Origin of the sequence: Robertmurraya siralis (assembly GCF_005502275.1) — a bacterium.
In the GTDB taxonomy this organism is placed as follows: domain Bacteria; phylum Bacillota; class Bacilli; order Bacillales; family Cytobacillaceae; genus Robertmurraya; species Robertmurraya siralis.
On sequence record NZ_SWLZ01000016.1, the window covers coordinates 48,030 to 64,393 of the forward strand.

A 16,364-nucleotide genomic window follows, 5' to 3' on the forward strand; every position below is an offset into this window, starting at 1 on the left:
ATGAGACAATTTATGAATCGCATGAGGCCTGTGTGGAAGCTGTTAGTCCTATTATTTTTAGTTGTCTTGACCTTTTCCTATGCGATGTTTCAGGGAGGGTTTGTGAGTTGGTTTCTATTTTATAGTTTTCTTCCTTTTGCTTTATATAGTCTGGCACTGGTGTTTTATGGAGTTCGGCACATGACAGTGAAAAGAGAGTTTTTGAAAGAAGAATACCACGCAGGAGAAAAACTTAAAGTAAAAATCAAGTTGAAACGCCCCTCATCTTTTCCTCTTTTTTATATGATAATTGAGGATGACTTAAGCAATGAATTATTGGCCCCGACTCAGAAAGGTCAGATGAAAACATTTGTCTACCCCCATTTTCGTAAGGAAATAGATTTTGAGTATGTGATTGAATCCCTTCCACGAGGAGAACATCACTTAAAAGGAATTCACATTAAGTTTGGCGATCCTTTAGGGCTCATAGAAAAACAAATTCATATTGAAACAGAAGATGATAAGCTCCTTGTCTACCCAGCTTATGAAGAGATCATCTATCGGTTGATGGACAATCATTATGAGCAGGGAATGACTGCATCAAAGGAAAGAGTACAGAGGGATACTTCTATGGCGATTGGAATTAGAGAATATCAACCGGGCGATCGTTATTCGTGGATTAACTGGAAGGCAACAGCGAAGAGAAATGACATTATGACTAAAGAATTTGAACAACGGAAATCACATGATGTTTTCTTAATGATGGATTGTGCTCCAGATATCAGATTTGAGGCAATCGTTTCTTTTACCGCATCGCTGGTGAGAGGAATTTTGCGCAAAGGGGCCCAAGTCGGACTTCTTACTTATGGAGAGGAGAGAAGATTATTTCCGATCCAAGGTGGTGAGGGTCATCAGCAGCAACTTTTTTACCATTTGGCGAAAGTAAAGGATCGAAGTCCAGTAGCATTAGATGCTGTACTTGACAGTGAGAGCTTTATGATGTGGCAAAATGCTTCCTTTATGTTAATCACTTCCCAATTAACGAAAGAGTTGGTAGAGAAAGCAAGTCAATTTTCCATGAGAACAGGAATGATGACGATATATCTGCTAAAAGAGGAGCAAGAAACGATCGGCAGCAAAGAAATTGCCTTAAAAAGCGAAGCGAACTCAAGAGGCGTACGGGTTGTATTTGTTCATAATGGTCAGTTCTCCCAGGCTTTCTCGGAGGTGGGTAGAGGATGAACGGAGGGAAATTACAAAGCAATATATTGAATATGTGGCTTTATATATGTGGCTTTCTTTTATTATGGGAATGGCTCAGACCGTTAAAACAGTTGACGGATACGGCCAACTTAACTGTCTTTATCATTTTTCTAGTCATATCGCTCGTTTTAGCTTATTTTAAGGTCAATATTTTTGTTCGAAATGGCATTAAGCTGCTTTATGTTCTTTACACAATAAATCTGTTGTATTTTGAAGACTCCTTTTTTAAGCTGAAGTGGTTCTTTTATGTGACAGATTCAGTAATTGAGAACATGCGAGCTGTATTTCAAGGGAGCTGGGTATCTTTAACCGATGACTTTCGAAGCATCCTTTTTTTCATCTTGCTTGGGCTAATGGCTTACCTGCTTCGATATTGGCTCATAAGTCGAAGGCAAATCTTCGTTTTCTTTTTTATGACTTTATTATATATTACCGTCCTTGATACATTTACTCCCTACGAAGCTGAATTTGCCATTGTCCGGACAATCGTAATTGGTTTTGCGCTTATGGGAATATTGACATTTTATCGGATTTTAGATCGGGAAAACCTGCAAATGCCAGCTGCTTTCGCGAGAAAATGGCTTATTCCATTGGTGGGGATGGTGTGCGTAAGTATTATTATTGGTTACGCTGCACCGAAGGCAAGTCCTATTTGGCCTGATCCAGTTCCATATATTAAATCCTATTCACAAGATAATCGTGAAGATGGAAATGGCAGCGGGGGGATACGAAAGGTCGGGTATGGAATGGATGACTCCACTTTGGGAGGTCCGTTCATGCCGGATGATACCGTTGTTTATGAGACGGAAGCGGATCATCGCCAGTATTGGAAGGTTGAAACGAAGGATGTTTATACAGGAAAAGGCTGGGTTATTGCTGAAGAGAACGGAGAAAAGATTGCCTTTGCCCAAGGAGAAGAGTTTCCGATTTCTAACTATACAGATGAAGAAATGACCGTGGATGAAAGAACAGCGACGATAAGGCCGTTTCTTCAATATCCTCATATTATTTATCCGTTAGGATTGAAAGTTGTTGAAAATGACATTGGGCATTCATACGAAGTGGATTTGAGCTTAGAAAAAATAAGTGGTGCTGATTTAGGAAATCTCCCGGGTATCGGTCAGTATACAGTGGAATATGAATCACCAAGATTCAGCATTCGCGGGATGATGAGTACGGTTGATCAAAACCATCCACTTTTAACAGAAGATTTCCTTGCCCGTTACACACAGCTGCCTGATGAATTGCCTGAGAGAGTAAGAGACTTGGCGTTAGAGCTTACACAGGACAAAGAGAATTGGTATGAGAAAGCGAAAGCGATCGAAGACTATTTTGGTCGTGTAGATTTTCAATATGATCAGAAGGACGTAGCAGTTCCAGGAAGAAATGAAGACTATGTAGATCAGTTTTTATTTGAGACGCAGAAAGGCTACTGTGATAATTTTTCAACTTCAATGGTTGTGATGCTTAGGTCGATTGGAATTCCAGCGCGCTGGGTTAAGGGTTACACGGAAGGCGATTTTCGCGGGATGACAGACTCAGGTAAGAGGCTGTATGTCATTACGAATAATAATGCCCATTCATGGGTAGAGGTGTTTTTTCCTGAAGTAGGCTGGGTGCCGTTTGAGCCGACGAAAGGATTCTCGAATAACGCTCAATTTACATTTGATTTAGACAGTGAGCAGCCGGGTCAGCAGGATGATGTTTTAGAAGCGCCGGAGGCACCGGAAGTGGATAAACCAGAAGAAACGGATGCCCCTGAGCAATCTGCCCAAACTTCTTTTTCATGGAAAGATACTTTCGATAAGACTACGCAATTTTTGCGCACAAATTGGCTGTGGTTTGCAGCTGCGATTGCGGTGCTTACCTTAACAACCTACATTTTGTATAAAACACGACTAAAATGGCTTCCTTACTTTTTAATCTTCCGCTACAGGAGAAGAAAAAATGACGAGGATTTCCCTGAAGCATATATCGCCTTATTAACACAGTTAAATCGGTACGGCTTGAAGAGGAACCAGGAACAAACCTTAAGGGAATATGCCCGCTATGTCGACCATTATTTTTCCAGTGGGGAGATGAGTGCATTAACCTCAACCTATGAGCAGTATCTTTATAAGGGGAAGTTGCAAGAGGGAAGCTGGGAAAATACAAAAGAATTGTGGGAAAATTTAATTAAAAAAACAATCGCTTGACCTGTCGATCTGCATGTTGTTACAATATGTCTTAATTGGAACGATGAGCGTTTATAACATGAATCCTTCATATATCCTCGGTAATATGGTCCGAGAGTCTCTACCGAATCACCTTAAATGATTTGACTATGAAGGCAGGAATATTCTATTTTAGCTACGAAACTAGAATTCTGCCTTCACGTCATTTTTTTTGGAGGAGACTCTAGTTTTTTTATTGCGGAGATAGAATGGTCACTCATATGAAGGATGGATAAAATACGGTATGGAATAACACTTGCTAGAACCTCATTTACAGGAGTTATAAACACATAATGAGGCAAACTAGTACTGAGATTAAATAACGAGGTGGACGAAAGAGATGACAATTGAGGGTTTACAAGGACAAGAAAAAATAGTTGTGTTGGACTTCGGAAGTCAATATAATCAGTTAATCACAAGAAGAATACGCGAGTTTGGCGTTTATAGTGAGCTTCATCCACATACGATTACGGCAGAAGAAATTAAACAAATGAATGCGACAGGAATTATTTTTTCTGGCGGACCAAATAGTGTGTATGATGAGAATTCCTTCCGTGCAGATGAGGCTATTTTTGATTTAGGACTCCCAATTTTGGGGATTTGCTATGGAATGCAGCTCATGACTCAGCATTTTAATGGGAAAGTGGAGCCGGCGAAGAATCGTGAGTATGGAAAGGCTGAAATTAAAGTTGAAAATGAGACAAGACTTTTTGGACAGCTTCCACAGGAGCAAATTGTGTGGATGAGTCATGGCGATCTTGTTGTTGAAGCACCGGCTGGCTTTACTGTTGATGCAACGAGTCCTTCATGTCCGATTTCGGCGATGAGCGATGAATCTCGCAATCTGTATGCGGTGCAGTTCCATCCTGAGGTGCGTCATTCCCAATACGGAAACGAGCTATTGAGAAATTTTGTATTCAATGTTTGTAAGTGTCAAGGGAATTGGTCAATGGAGAACTTTATTGAAATTGAAATGGAAAAAATTCGTCAAACCGTTGGAGATAAAAAAGTTTTATGTGCCCTCAGCGGTGGAGTTGACTCTTCTGTTGTAGCAGTTTTGATTCACAAAGCGATCGGTGATCAATTAACTTGTATTTTCGTCGATCACGGTTTATTGCGCAAGGGTGAAGCTGATAGTGTCATGAAAACTTTCGCTGACGGCTTTAACATGAATGTCATTAAAGTCGACGCGAAGGAACGATTCTTATCCAAGCTCCAAGGGGTTAGCGATCCAGAGAAAAAACGTAAAATTATCGGAAATGAATTCATTTATGTTTTTGATGATGAGGCTACGAAGCTTGAAGGAATTGAGTTCCTAGCACAAGGAACTCTTTATACGGATATTATTGAAAGTGGGACAGCGACAGCGCAAACAATTAAATCACATCATAATGTTGGTGGACTTCCAGAGGACATGCAATTCAAGCTAATTGAGCCGTTGAATACGCTCTTTAAGGATGAAGTCCGTGCTCTAGGAACAGAATTAGGAATTCCTGATGAGATTGTCTGGAGGCAGCCATTCCCAGGACCAGGTCTTGGCATTCGCGTTCTCGGGGAAATTTCAGAAGACAAGCTTGAAATTGTCCGTGAATCCGACTGGATTTTACGTGAAGAAATAAAGAAAGCTGGGTTGGACCGTGATATTTGGCAATACTTTACTGTCCTTCCGGATATTCGCAGCGTCGGTGTAATGGGCGATGCAAGAACGTATGATTACACGATCGGCATCCGTGCCGTTACTTCTATCGATGGAATGACTTCTGACTGGGCAAGAATTCCGTGGGATGTTCTCGAAGTCATTTCAACGCGCATTGTCAACGAGGTAAGCCACGTTAACCGTGTAGTGTATGATATTACAAGTAAGCCACCAGCTACGATTGAGTGGGAGTAGTAGAAGGAGAGCTGAAACCCCTTTGTTTATAAGGGTTTCGGCTCTTTACTCTATTTTCATTGCATTGTTATTGCATTATTTGTTTCTAAGTCCTTACGCAAATATTGAACTGTGAATTGATTTTTGGGAGAAGTATCTTTATTTTCAGTTGCAGTTTGATAAGACAATATACCTTTTAGTTTATGAGCGACCTCAAAATTACTGTTTGGATACAAATGTCCATAGGTGCCGAGTGTCGTTTCAATATCTTCATGTCCTAGGCGATCTTTAATAATTAATGGGTTTTCTCCCATACTAATAAGCAGAGAAGCGTGAGAATGTCTTAAAGCATGTAATCTTATTCGATGAACCCCAGCCTTTTTTGAATAACGTGTAATGGCATTTGCTAACGTATGCTTTTGTGTAGGGATACCATTATAGCTCATCACAAAATTGGTTTGGACGATAGATTGCTGCACGTCCTTCCATTCGCGGAGTAACGTTAATGTATCTCCATCTAATGCAATATGACGAACACTAGCCTTTGTTTTTGGTTCTACAAAAGAATAATTATCCAAATTCTTATAGTAAAGTGTTTTATCGATATATAACAGACCTTTGTCAAAGTCAATATCTTCCCATTGAACCGCAGTGGCTTCTCCAATTCGCATGCCTGTCATAAATAAAAACCACAATGAAATAAATAAAAAATGTTGATAATAATCTTCTTTATAGAAAAGAGAGATGACTTTTTCAAATTCCTCTTTTGTCCAAAAGTCTATTTTTGTCTTTGTTTTCTTCACATTACCTACAATTTTTGATGGATTATTTTCAGCTAACCCTAAAACAACAGCTCGATCCATTGCCATAGAAAACAACCCTTGAACATTTCTAATATAAGAAGAACGATACTTCTTTTTAGATAACGCTAATTGCCATTTTTGAACATGAATCGGGGTAATTTCTGTTGTGATTAAGTTATTAAAAAAAGTGAAATGTTTTCTTACAGTTGGTAATCGATTATCGTACGTTCTTCCTTTTACTTGTGTTTTATACCAAGGTAAGAAAATATCTTCAATAAAATGTTGGAATAAAACGTCATCTTGCTTTTCTTCTAATGCGTCTGACTTTGTAAGCAGTAACCTCGAATATTCTTCCCTTGCTTCTTTTTTTGTCTTAAAACCACTGCGGTACTTCTGAATTTGCTTGCCAGTGATGGGGTGATATCCTAAATTTGCCCTAAAATAATAAGTTCCGTTCTTTGCCTTTTTGACGATATCTTTAGTCATGATTTCACTCCTTACGCAATTAGTGCAAGAAGTACAAATCACACATCTAAAGTTATCCCTAATACTTCCTCTACAGCTTCTTTAGGAACACGATCTAACTTTTTAGATTGATAATACGTATGCCCTTTTGAAATCATTAGTTTTTTACACTCTCTAATGATATCAGCTGAAAAAGAGGGACCATAACCTAGTGCTATCAAGTCTTTTTTAGTGACTGTGACCATATGAACTCCTTTCCATAGACTAGGATATGCTATTTGATATCTGTCTATTATTATATCGCGTCTATAAAACTAATTCTAATACGTTGCGTGAATTTGGCTCTTGCACTAAAATTAAAAGGATTTAATGTCATAACTTGATAGTTACTTTAACCTATCTTGCTAAATTGAATATCAAAAATCAGACGGCTGCTGGTGCAGCTCCACGGGAATTTCACCCCTGCAAGTATTTCTTCCAGCCCTACTCATAGCTTGCGACGGTTCAAACGCTCGAACCATGACGATAGGGGAGTATCATTATCCTAACTGATGGGTTATCGCCAGCAATCCACCACGATTACATTAGATTCATAGATTATCGCTCGTTTCTAACGAAAGTCATGGCGTATGAATCAAGTGGCTCATCATCAGTAGAACGTATCTGATTTTTTGCTTATACTGCACGGCGTAATCTTCCGTGCTTTCTTTGTCAAAGAACAAATATATGATTAATGAAAGGGAAAACCTAACCATTCTGTATTCAAATTTTGAAAGCTAAAACAGATTGCATAAGCTTCGTTCGTAAGCGTTCGCGTGTATCTTCATCGATGCCCCAATAAGTGTTTCCTTGTTCATCACGGAGCTTACACATGGATAAACTTGTCATATAGCTTCTATAATGTAGAACAACTACTTTCATTGCTTCTAGCTCACCCTTATTTGCAGCTAAAATGATTGGATACGGCAACAAGCCACGCTCATTTCTTTCCGTATTAGTATTAATCATCCCATTCATCTGCATGTTCCTCCAAAAAACGTCTTAACGGTTTAAAGAACTCGTTCGCCTATACTGTACAGTACTAACGTGGAATGTTGAACAATTGATCAATTTTTACATCAGAAAGATTAAAAAAGTAGTATAGTAGGATGATAGTACGCTTCTCAACTGGCAAGCTATGCATCGCTTTTGCAAGAAGTGTAGGAGTAATTCTCTTACCAGCTACTTGAAGTCCTTCTATTTCTTCTCCCTTTTAGTGTTTGTCTAAGGTATAGAGCTGTTTTTCTTCTAGCGGTGTTAAATTTGAAAATGTTATCTCCGTTTCTGCCTTTCTTTGTATATGTTGATTGCTTCATTTTTCAGTACTCGCTTACAAAAAGCGTTAAATGCACAACGCACCTGCCGTTCGGTACCATACACTCAACTCTCTTCGAAACTGCAAAGATGGGTGATGATTTCCCCTTTCATTACCTTCAACAAGTTTTTTTGTAAAATGCCAAAAATCAGAGAAAAATTTTTAAAAAAACAATAACACAACTGAATATTAACAGTTGGGTAGAATCATTTTTAATATTTAATATAAAGGACCAAAAGAAGAAATACTTTAAATGTCAAACTCTATTTTATTACAATTCCATAAAAACTGATCGAACAAAATAATGAATAATACAAAAATAAAGTTTTTTAAAGTCATTTCTTATCTGTTAAACGTAATTAAACATGAAAGGTCCAGCTAAATAAAATAGTAAGAACATAAAAAGGGAGGCTTGGGAACATGTTAGACAAAACATAGATCAAGGAGTTGTAGTAGACTTAAAGCTTGCCAGTTATTACTTGGATTATTTCACTAATAAGGTACAATTTGCTGGTCATTATGTGGCAATGTATGGATATGACGACAGTTTTGCCTACCTGATTGATACAAAGCAACAGGGGGGAATGGTAAAAACAAGTCTTGAAAATTTGGCATTGGCAAGAAACGAAAAAGGTCCAATGTCTCAAAAAATCTGTCTTATACCATTAAGAAAAAAGAGGATATGCCAAATTTAAAGGATGTGATTATAACAGCAATCAAAAATAACGCTTTAGATTATAAGAATCCTCCTATCAAAAATTTGGGCTATAAAGGTATTAAGAAAACAATTGTAGAGATTAAGAAGTGGTTTGAGAGAAGTGAAAATATTGAGGATGATTTAGTTTTAGCAGCCACACTAATGGAGCGAGGGGGAACTGGAGAATCCCTATTTAGAAATATGTATAGAGATTTCTTAAAAGAATGTTTGAGTATAGTTGATTATACTCCTTTACAAAATGGATATATTCTATTTACTAAAATCGCACCTATGTGGGAGGAGGTATCTAAGCTTATTAATAAGGCTGGAGAGACTCATGAATTACTATTCCTAAATCAGGCTTCTGATATTCTTTTAGAGTTATCAAACAAAGAATATGAAGCAATGAATCAACTATCAAGAATCTGTTGACTGCGATGCTTTCAAAAAATGAGTTTTAGAAAAGTGGATTCATGATTCTTGTTCCATTGGGGGGGATTGGGAACGGCTTCATACTGCCTTTGTTGCACCTCCTTTGGGCTCCCGTACATCTTTCGCAGCGGCCGGATGCGGCTTCTTACCGTATTTTCCCCAACTTCAATTTCCGGATCGTGCTCCTTTAGCCAGTCCCATATTTGAGTAGCGGAGAGGTCGGGGTATTCCCTCTCATTCTGGCAATGTATTGTTAAGGTATGAGTTGAAAAAAAGATATAGAAAATATCGACTACTTGCTGTGCTAACAGGTTATGAAAATTGACTAATTCGTTTGGTTTATGTTGGTATGATTTATTACGTAAAGGCAACTGTCTGGATCGAGCGCAAAATGACAGGATTTAGAGAAGTTAATAAGGTAACATGCCATTAAAGGAGTGAATCATATGGCACTGGTAGAATCATTACAAAAGACAATCGAATACATGGAAGCCCATCTGCTGGATGACATCACGATCAAAGACATTGCTGAACAAGCTCATCTATCTCCCGAGCACTGTACTAGAACTGGTGCAGTCAGGGCGTTTTCAAAGAGGCAAATGGTTTAAAAGGTTAGATAAAGAAGATAAAGGGCAATTTCGTCGTTCCCTTGAATCAGTGGGAATGTGGGAGATGCGTCATAAAAAGATAGGGGAATTATCAGGTGGACAAAAGCAGCGGATATCAATTGCTCGTGTGTTCTCAACAGATCCAGATTTGTTTATATTAGATGAACCTACAATTGGAATGGATGTACGTTCACGTAATGAATTTTATAAATTATTGAAGCACAATAGTACAGAGCATGACAAGGGTATCTTAATGGTTACACACGATCATGAAGAGATTCGTCACTACGCTAATAAACACATTGAGTTGATACGGAAGGAGGACTCACCTTGGAGATGTTTTTCTATGGATTGATGCAAAGAGCTTTCCAAGCTTCATTTTTAATCTCATTAATCACTCCAATATTAGGATTGTTTTTGGTATTGCGTAGGCAATCACTAATGGCAGATACTTTATCCCATGTCTCGTTATCTGGGGTAGCGCTTGGTCTGTTAATTGGCATCAATCCGACATGGACCAATATTCTCGTGGTAATCATTATCGCAACTCTGCTTGCATTTTTGCGTCAAATTTATCGCACATATTCTGAAATTTCGATTGCCATATTAATGTCTGTCGGAATGGCAGTAGCGCTTGTCCTGATGGAAATAAGTGCTGGTGGAATTACATTAAGTGTAACGCAATTTCTATTCGGTTCTATTGTTACTATTCACAAAGAACAAATATGGATGTTACTAGGATTAACGATAATTATCGGATTATTATATTTAATATATCGAAAACCTATGTATGTTCTTACATTTGATGAGGAAACAGCTTTTACAGCTGGCCTGCCTATTAAAACGATGTCGATTTTGTTTAATGTGTTAACAGGGGTCACAATAGCAGTAATAATGCCGATTGTCGGGGCTTTACTTGTCTCAGCCATTATCATTTTACCTGCAGCTATATCGCTTCGTTTAAGCAAAAGCTTCTACGGTGTCATATTAAATGGAATGGTCATTGCACTTGTCGGCATGTTAAGTGGTTTAGTCACTTCTTATGAATTGGGTACACCACCAGGCGCTTCCATCACAATAATTTTAATGTTGATTTTTGCAATCATAACACTTGCAAAGTACATGTTACATTACTTGAAATTTGGGGTAATCGGAAAATAGTGTAGAAAGAGGGTTAAAAATAACCCTCCTCCATTGCTTTAGTTAGTGTGGAAAAGTCAGCACCATAGATTTCTTCATAGACCCATTCATAGCCTATTTGACCCCAATTTGGGAATTGATCAGGTAACAATTTTCCGAAAGTAGCTTCAACTTCTTTGAATTTCTTTTTCTTTTTTACTTTACGATAACCTTGTGTAAACAATATTTTTGCTCTAAGAGCTTCAAAAGAATAACCACGGCCAATATGGTTCATTGTCTTAATCAAACGATTCAAGGACTCCGTATAGGCGTTTGCAATGGGAGAATTGAAATAGTTGAATATCTCTTCTTCCCAATTATTCATAGACTTAATCAGGTCTTCAAAATAAGTCATTAACTCTTTAGGAACATTTGAAAGCCAGTTTTGGTACAGTTTGTAGCCTTCCTTAATTGATTTAGCTTCATAAATGTCAAAGAACTGCTCTTTAAGTTCGTATGCTTGACCAAGTAAAGGGAACTTATCAGTCCATACTTGCAACTTTATTTGATCATCGAAATCATTTAAATCATCTCGTCTTGTAAGAAGAACATAACGATCTCTCATAAGTTGTCTGCGTTCTTTGGCTGACACATTTTGACGGTTAGCTTTTCGTATTTTTTCTAACGCTTCATTGGCTAATTTAACAACATGGAACTTATCAATTACGATTTTTGCATGTGGTATCACCGTATTAACAGCACTTTTATATGGATTCCACATATCCATTGCTACGAGTTCAATTTTATCAATATCTTGGAGATTTGAAAGGTGACTGATAACCGTATCTTTATTACGTTTTCGTAAAATGTCAATTACAGACTTGTTTTCAACGTCTGTGATGACACAACGATAGTTTTTGAGTAAATGGACTTCATCTATACCAAGCCATTTAGGAGTTCTAAAATCTGTTTGAGCTTCAAGCTCAGCTACATAATCATTAAAGATATTTCGTACAGTTTTTTCGTCAACGCCTATTTCGTCTGCAACACTGGTAAATGTCTTTTCAAGACTGGTTTCTTGAATCCAAATTAAAAGTCTATTAGTAACAGAACGTTTGACATCCATATCTGGTAAATCTTCAAAAAATGTTTCATTGCATTCACGGCACTTATAACGCTGCCGTTTGATAATTAACCCTACACGTTTAGTGTGCATCGGTAGATCAAAGAATAGTTGTTCCTTTTTACCATGTTTGTACAGGTTAGGAATTGCCCCACATTTAGGACAATGTGATGGAGATGGAGTAGTAGACTCTACTAGGAATCTATAATCATATTCACTCTCCTTCATATCGAGAATCTTTAAGTTTGGTAGATTAATCATATTTGTTAACATTTTACTTTCCTTTCAGGACACTTCATTTTTACCAATATGAATAGAAAGAAATTCAAAAAGAGCTGCCGAAACAGCCCTTTGATTTCATATCTTTGGTCAACTAGGTGGAAGGGAATCAAACATTTTAAAAAAGGATACCATTATTATTTATATTATTTGGTATTGGTTCTATTTAATATTTGCCATATAACTAGCTGCTACTTTATTTAGAAAGTAAGTGTAACCCACTTGCCATTGCTCAAGCATATTTCTATGAAAGTCGTCAACGATGAAAAACTCAGTCTGATTTAGAAAGTCTTGCGGCGTTGATGGATGACCTTTTTTTTCTAAAAAGGATAAATGTTCTTTTACACGATCCAAAATTTTTGAATCATTTGGAGAGAAACCTTCTTGTAAGAAATGAATCATATCTTCATTAAATGACTGTGCTTCCATGGCAGAGTCGTTCATCGATTCTACATCAATTGTCTGATTTAAGTCAAAATCATATTCTTCTTTCAAATGTTCGTTTTGGTCTTTTAAGGCTTCTTGCCATTCGTCTTCAGTTTCAAAACCTTTAAACATGGTTTCCATATCTATATCGACTCCTTCTTTGGTATTTTTAATAGAGGAATTGATCGTCCTGATTAGTCCTTTAAATCGATCAATTTTTTGTTCTAGTAAATATTTTTGTTGAATCAACGTATTTTCCCTGTTGATTTCACCATCTAATAATTGTTTTATTTCCTTGAGAGGAAAATCCAACTCTTTATAAAAAAGTATTTGCTGTAATCGTTCTAAATCTTTTTTTCCATATAGGCGATATCCGGCTTCTGTCGTCTGCTCCGGAATCAAAAGACCTATTTTGTGGTAATGGTGTAATGTCTTTACTGTGGTATGAGCTAGTTTTGCAACTTCATGAACGGTATACATTTCTTCTCCTCCTTTCAATGCTCTTTATACTAAAGTATCCTCTAAGGTAAGAGTCAACACATTTATTTCACTATTTTCTTTGAACATCATACGTGAATTTACAAAAGAAAACAGCCATAACAAGACATGAAACAATCAGTAAATAGTAGTTAATTGCGGGAGAATGGTTGAAAGTAGATTGTGATGCTCTAACTACCCAGTCAACTGGATTTACTTTTGAGAGGATACTTATATACTTTGGTAATAAATTGCTTGGCATAAAGGCAGAAGACAAAAAAATCAATGGGAAAGAGAAAAACTGCATGACAGTGATCATCGTTGAGTGCTTTTTGGTTAGAACGGCAATTCCAATTGAAATAGATCCGATTAGACACGAAAATAATGCTGGTGTAGCAAGAAAAAGAATTGGTGAAACGATTCCCATTGGAAGTCTGAATCCCATAAAATAGCCAATAATCACTAGCAAAGTGGATTGGATCAATTGAAAAGTGAAAATGTAGACTAAATCACCAATGATGAAAATTAAGTTATTCTTCGGGGCGATTAAATATCGGTTAAATATTCCTTCTCTCATATCATCTAAAGTACTCATTCCTAAATATATTCCGCCAAATAAAGCATTCATGATCAGAATTCCCGGTAAAATATACGATACATAATTGGATTCTTCAAATCCACTAACGGAAGATGCTTGAAAATATCGTTCCAAACAGCACTAGGAAAATCAATGGTTGGAACATTGAAATGATAATTGCTATTGGATTTTTAATTAGCGGTGTTAGCCTCTTTTTTGATAATAACAAAACGAATGTTATGTTATTCATTGTTCTGCTCCTTTCTCATTAAAGTTTATTAAATAAACGTCATTTAACGTTGCCTGTTTCAGTTCACTAAATTCAATTTCGACATTACTTTGAATTAAGTATCTCAATAATTCAGATAATATTTGTTGTCCATGACTCGTTATAATTGTTAATGCTGTTGGTTTTATTTCGTGGCTAACGACCTCTTTTAGGTCAGAAATATATTCTTCGATTTTATAAATGCTGGCCAAATCTAATTTGTGATAGTGGATTTCAATTTGATCAGCCGCAAGTTTATTGATCAATTCTTTTGGCGTCCCAATATCAAGTATCTTTCCATTGTTGATCAATGCAATTTCAGTTGCTAGGTGATGAATTTCCTCTAAATAGTGTGTTGTTACAAAAATTGTCGTTCCTTCATCTTGAGAAATTTTTGTAATTATTTTCCAAAAGGTAATTCTTGACTCTGGGTCTAATCCAGCTGTAGGTTCATCCAGTAAAAGAACTTCAGGTTTATGAAGCAAACTTATTGCAATATCCAATTTTCTTTTCATTCCACCTGAGTAAGTACCAACCAAATCGTTGGATACTTGGAACAAATCAAATTCCTTTAACAGGTGTTCTCCTCGTTCCATTATTTTTGAAGTTCTGATGCCATACATTTTTCCTGCAATCAATATGTTTTCCCAAGCTGTTCCAGTCGAAAATACAGTTGTTTGTTGGAATGTGACTCCAACTTTTTTTCGAACCTCATTCACCTTTGAAACAACGTCTAAATCCGAAATTTTGACAGTACCCTCATTTGGCAAGGATAAAGTAGCTAATATACTCGTCAAAGTAGATTTTCCTGCACCATTTGGACCAATTAGTCCGAAGATAGAACCTTTTTTCACTTTAAGAGACACATTATTTAAGGCTGCCTTTTTGCCAAATGTTTTGCTAACAGCGTTTAAAACTATTTCAAAATGGTCATACATATTGTTCCCTCCTTCATTTATTACAAAAGGAACTATAAACTATCCTCTTAGAGGAGAGTCAACCATCAAGTATTCTTTTTATAAAAGTCGAATTGGAATGAACTTAACGGAGTTGTAGAAAGGAAAACTGAATTTCTCGCCCAGCGTAAAAACGCCCAAGTGAAAACTTGGACGTGGTTCTTTAAATTTGTAAATATTATTAATACAATTATGATTCGATAGTTAAAAGGTTCAAAACGAAAACTACATTAAAGGTTAATCAGTTTGATGGATACAGAAAAAGATATTACATACAATTTATGATTTTACACACTATTATCCGATTTACAGTGCTATGAACATTAATTTATTTAATAGGGTTTATCAACACTATAATCCGAATACCCGAAATTTGATAGACTATTTAATAAAAGTCAAGGCTAGAATGAAATAAGCAGAAAAGACAAATCGAGTTTACACCGTAGAATTGTTATTTCAAATAATAAATTCCAAAACTCTACTTAATTCACAATGTATGAAAATCATTGAAGCCTTCAAACCAAATATATAAATAATTATAAAAAAGAACTAAAAGAATTTTTCTACAAGCTATTATTAGAAAGAAGGATAGGTTATAAGCTGTTATATTAAGTTGGGGGCATAGATTGACAATATCGTAGTAATGTGTCTACATAATAATATATAAGAGAAGCATTACCATTCATAACGAGAGAAATGGGGTTTTATAGTCACGATTAGAGCATTTTCAAGAAGTTCGACTAGCTGCTATAATATAATAGCCCATGCATTATACTTGGAGTTTAACAACATTCAAGTTATTATAGATAAATAAAATCCTTAATTAGGGTGATGATGAATGAAGTTTTCAAAGGCTACAGATTATGCTCTACATACGATGCTTTTTCTTACTGCAGCGACTCCGGATAAACCTGTGGGCGTTCAGCTGCTTGCTGAGAAGCAAAAGGTGTCACCAACTTATCTGTCCAAGATACTGACCAAGCTAGTAAAGGCTGGTATGATTGAATCCATAACAGGAGTGAATGGTGGATACAGACTGAAACGAAATTGGGAGGATATTTCGTTTCTTGACATTATTCATGCGATTGAGGGATCTGCCTCTTTGTTTGATTGTAGTTTCGATCACGGACCAGATTGTCCGATTCAAAGAGTAGTATTGGAAGCAGAGGAAAAAATGGAAGAGCATTTGAGAAATAAAAAAATGTCCGATCTTGTGCGGGAAATGAACATCGTTTTCTAGCACATATTCTTTCAACCAATTATAGATAATAAGTGTCTCTATAGTCTTTAATGAAATTATAATAAAAAATTAGGAGAATCCAAAAATGAACATGTATAAAAGGACCGTATAAGTTGATTCAAGATACAGCGATTTTTAATCCGGTATTGTGAAACGATGTCCCCGGAAGATTATAGGAAAGAGATCGAAAGTTAAGGAAGAGTTTCTGTACGTAG

Annotated in this window: 14 protein-coding genes, 1 pseudogene and 1 riboswitch; of the genes and pseudogenes, 8 read left to right on the forward strand and 7 right to left on the reverse strand. The window is 36.6% G+C overall.

Annotated features, from left to right (window positions below; all coding sequences use genetic code 11):
• From FCJ93_RS16715 to guaA, 3 genes are all read left to right on the forward strand, one after another.
• The gene (locus FCJ93_RS16715; RefSeq protein WP_095314285.1) at window positions 1–1,221 is read left to right on the forward strand and encodes a DUF58 domain-containing protein; all 1,221 of its coding nucleotides are present in this window, start codon (window positions 1–3) and stop codon (window positions 1,219–1,221) included.
• Window positions 1,218–3,437 carry a DUF4129 domain-containing transglutaminase family protein gene (locus FCJ93_RS16720; protein ID WP_137744232.1) on the forward strand — a complete coding sequence of 740 codons (2,220 nt, stop codon included), beginning with the start codon at window positions 1,218–1,220 and terminating at the stop codon, window positions 3,435–3,437. The genes FCJ93_RS16715 and FCJ93_RS16720 overlap by 4 nt, the downstream gene beginning before the upstream one ends.
• A 47-nt stretch (window positions 3,438–3,484) precedes the next feature.
• Window positions 3,485–3,586: riboswitch (purine riboswitch) on the forward strand.
• A gap of 209 nt (window positions 3,587–3,795) precedes the next feature.
• Window positions 3,796–5,346 (forward strand): glutamine-hydrolyzing GMP synthase, encoded by a 1,551-nt coding sequence (gene guaA / locus FCJ93_RS16725; RefSeq protein ID WP_095314280.1) that lies wholly within the window; start codon window positions 3,796–3,798, stop codon window positions 5,344–5,346.
• A gap of 56 nt (window positions 5,347–5,402) precedes the next feature.
• On the opposite strand, the gene FCJ93_RS16730 is transcribed toward guaA, so the two are convergent.
• The 3 genes from FCJ93_RS16730 to FCJ93_RS16740 all read right to left on the reverse strand — a co-directional run bounded on the left by FCJ93_RS16730 (window position 5,403) and on the right by FCJ93_RS16740 (window position 7,610).
• Window positions 5,403–6,614: a site-specific integrase gene (locus tag FCJ93_RS16730; RefSeq protein WP_095314277.1), complete on the reverse strand. Its 1,212-nt coding sequence runs from the start codon at window positions 6,612–6,614 to the stop codon at window positions 5,403–5,405.
• 38 nt (window positions 6,615–6,652) lie between these two features.
• Window positions 6,653–6,838, reverse strand: a complete 186-nt coding sequence (locus FCJ93_RS16735; RefSeq protein WP_018709270.1) for a DUF3173 domain-containing protein — start codon at window positions 6,836–6,838, stop codon at window positions 6,653–6,655.
• Between the two features lie 517 nt (window positions 6,839–7,355).
• Window positions 7,356–7,610 (reverse strand): helix-turn-helix domain-containing protein, encoded by a 255-nt coding sequence (locus tag FCJ93_RS16740; RefSeq protein ID WP_095314275.1) that lies wholly within the window; start codon window positions 7,608–7,610, stop codon window positions 7,356–7,358.
• A 735-nt stretch (window positions 7,611–8,345) separates the two neighbouring features.
• Here FCJ93_RS16740 and FCJ93_RS25950 point away from each other — a divergent pair.
• From FCJ93_RS25950 to FCJ93_RS16770, 4 genes and pseudogenes are all read left to right on the forward strand, one after another.
• Window positions 8,346–8,642 carry a BtrH N-terminal domain-containing protein gene (locus FCJ93_RS25950; protein WP_095314270.1) on the forward strand — a complete coding sequence of 99 codons (297 nt, stop codon included), beginning with the start codon at window positions 8,346–8,348 and terminating at the stop codon, window positions 8,640–8,642.
• Window positions 8,600–9,076 (forward strand): DUF4872 domain-containing protein, encoded by a 477-nt coding sequence (locus FCJ93_RS16755; RefSeq protein WP_256205324.1) that lies wholly within the window; start codon window positions 8,600–8,602, stop codon window positions 9,074–9,076. The genes FCJ93_RS25950 and FCJ93_RS16755 overlap by 43 nt, the downstream gene beginning before the upstream one ends.
• A 549-nt stretch (window positions 9,077–9,625) precedes the next feature.
• A pseudogene (locus tag FCJ93_RS16765) lies at window positions 9,626–10,039 on the forward strand (metal ABC transporter ATP-binding protein); the annotation flags it as partial.
• Window positions 10,015–10,845: a metal ABC transporter permease gene (locus FCJ93_RS16770; protein ID WP_095314267.1), complete on the forward strand. Its 831-nt coding sequence runs from the start codon at window positions 10,015–10,017 to the stop codon at window positions 10,843–10,845. The pseudogene FCJ93_RS16765 and the gene FCJ93_RS16770, both read left to right, overlap by 25 nt.
• 13 nt (window positions 10,846–10,858) lie before the next feature.
• Here the strand turns inward: FCJ93_RS16770 and FCJ93_RS16775 are convergent, their stop codons facing one another.
• From FCJ93_RS16775 to FCJ93_RS16790, 4 genes are all read right to left on the reverse strand, one after another.
• Complete coding sequence (locus tag FCJ93_RS16775; protein ID WP_137744233.1) at window positions 10,859–12,199, reverse strand: ISL3 family transposase; 1,341 nt, start codon at window positions 12,197–12,199, stop codon at window positions 10,859–10,861.
• Between the two features lie 168 nt (window positions 12,200–12,367).
• Window positions 12,368–13,111 (reverse strand): MerR family transcriptional regulator, encoded by a 744-nt coding sequence (locus FCJ93_RS16780; RefSeq protein ID WP_095314262.1) that lies wholly within the window; start codon window positions 13,109–13,111, stop codon window positions 12,368–12,370.
• A gap of 70 nt (window positions 13,112–13,181) precedes the next feature.
• Entirely contained in the window at window positions 13,182–13,820 is a 639-nt protein-coding gene (locus FCJ93_RS16785; RefSeq protein WP_170211340.1) for an ABC transporter permease, read from the reverse strand.
• Between the two features lie 111 nt (window positions 13,821–13,931).
• Window positions 13,932–14,891, reverse strand: a complete 960-nt coding sequence (locus FCJ93_RS16790; protein WP_095314253.1) for an ABC transporter ATP-binding protein — start codon at window positions 14,889–14,891, stop codon at window positions 13,932–13,934.
• Window positions 14,892–15,747: 856 nt separating this feature from the next.
• On the opposite strand from FCJ93_RS16790, the gene FCJ93_RS16795 reads away from it, so the two are divergent.
• Window positions 15,748–16,149 (forward strand): RrF2 family transcriptional regulator, encoded by a 402-nt coding sequence (locus FCJ93_RS16795; protein WP_018705597.1) that lies wholly within the window; start codon window positions 15,748–15,750, stop codon window positions 16,147–16,149.
• Window positions 16,150–16,364 lie beyond the last annotated feature (215 nt).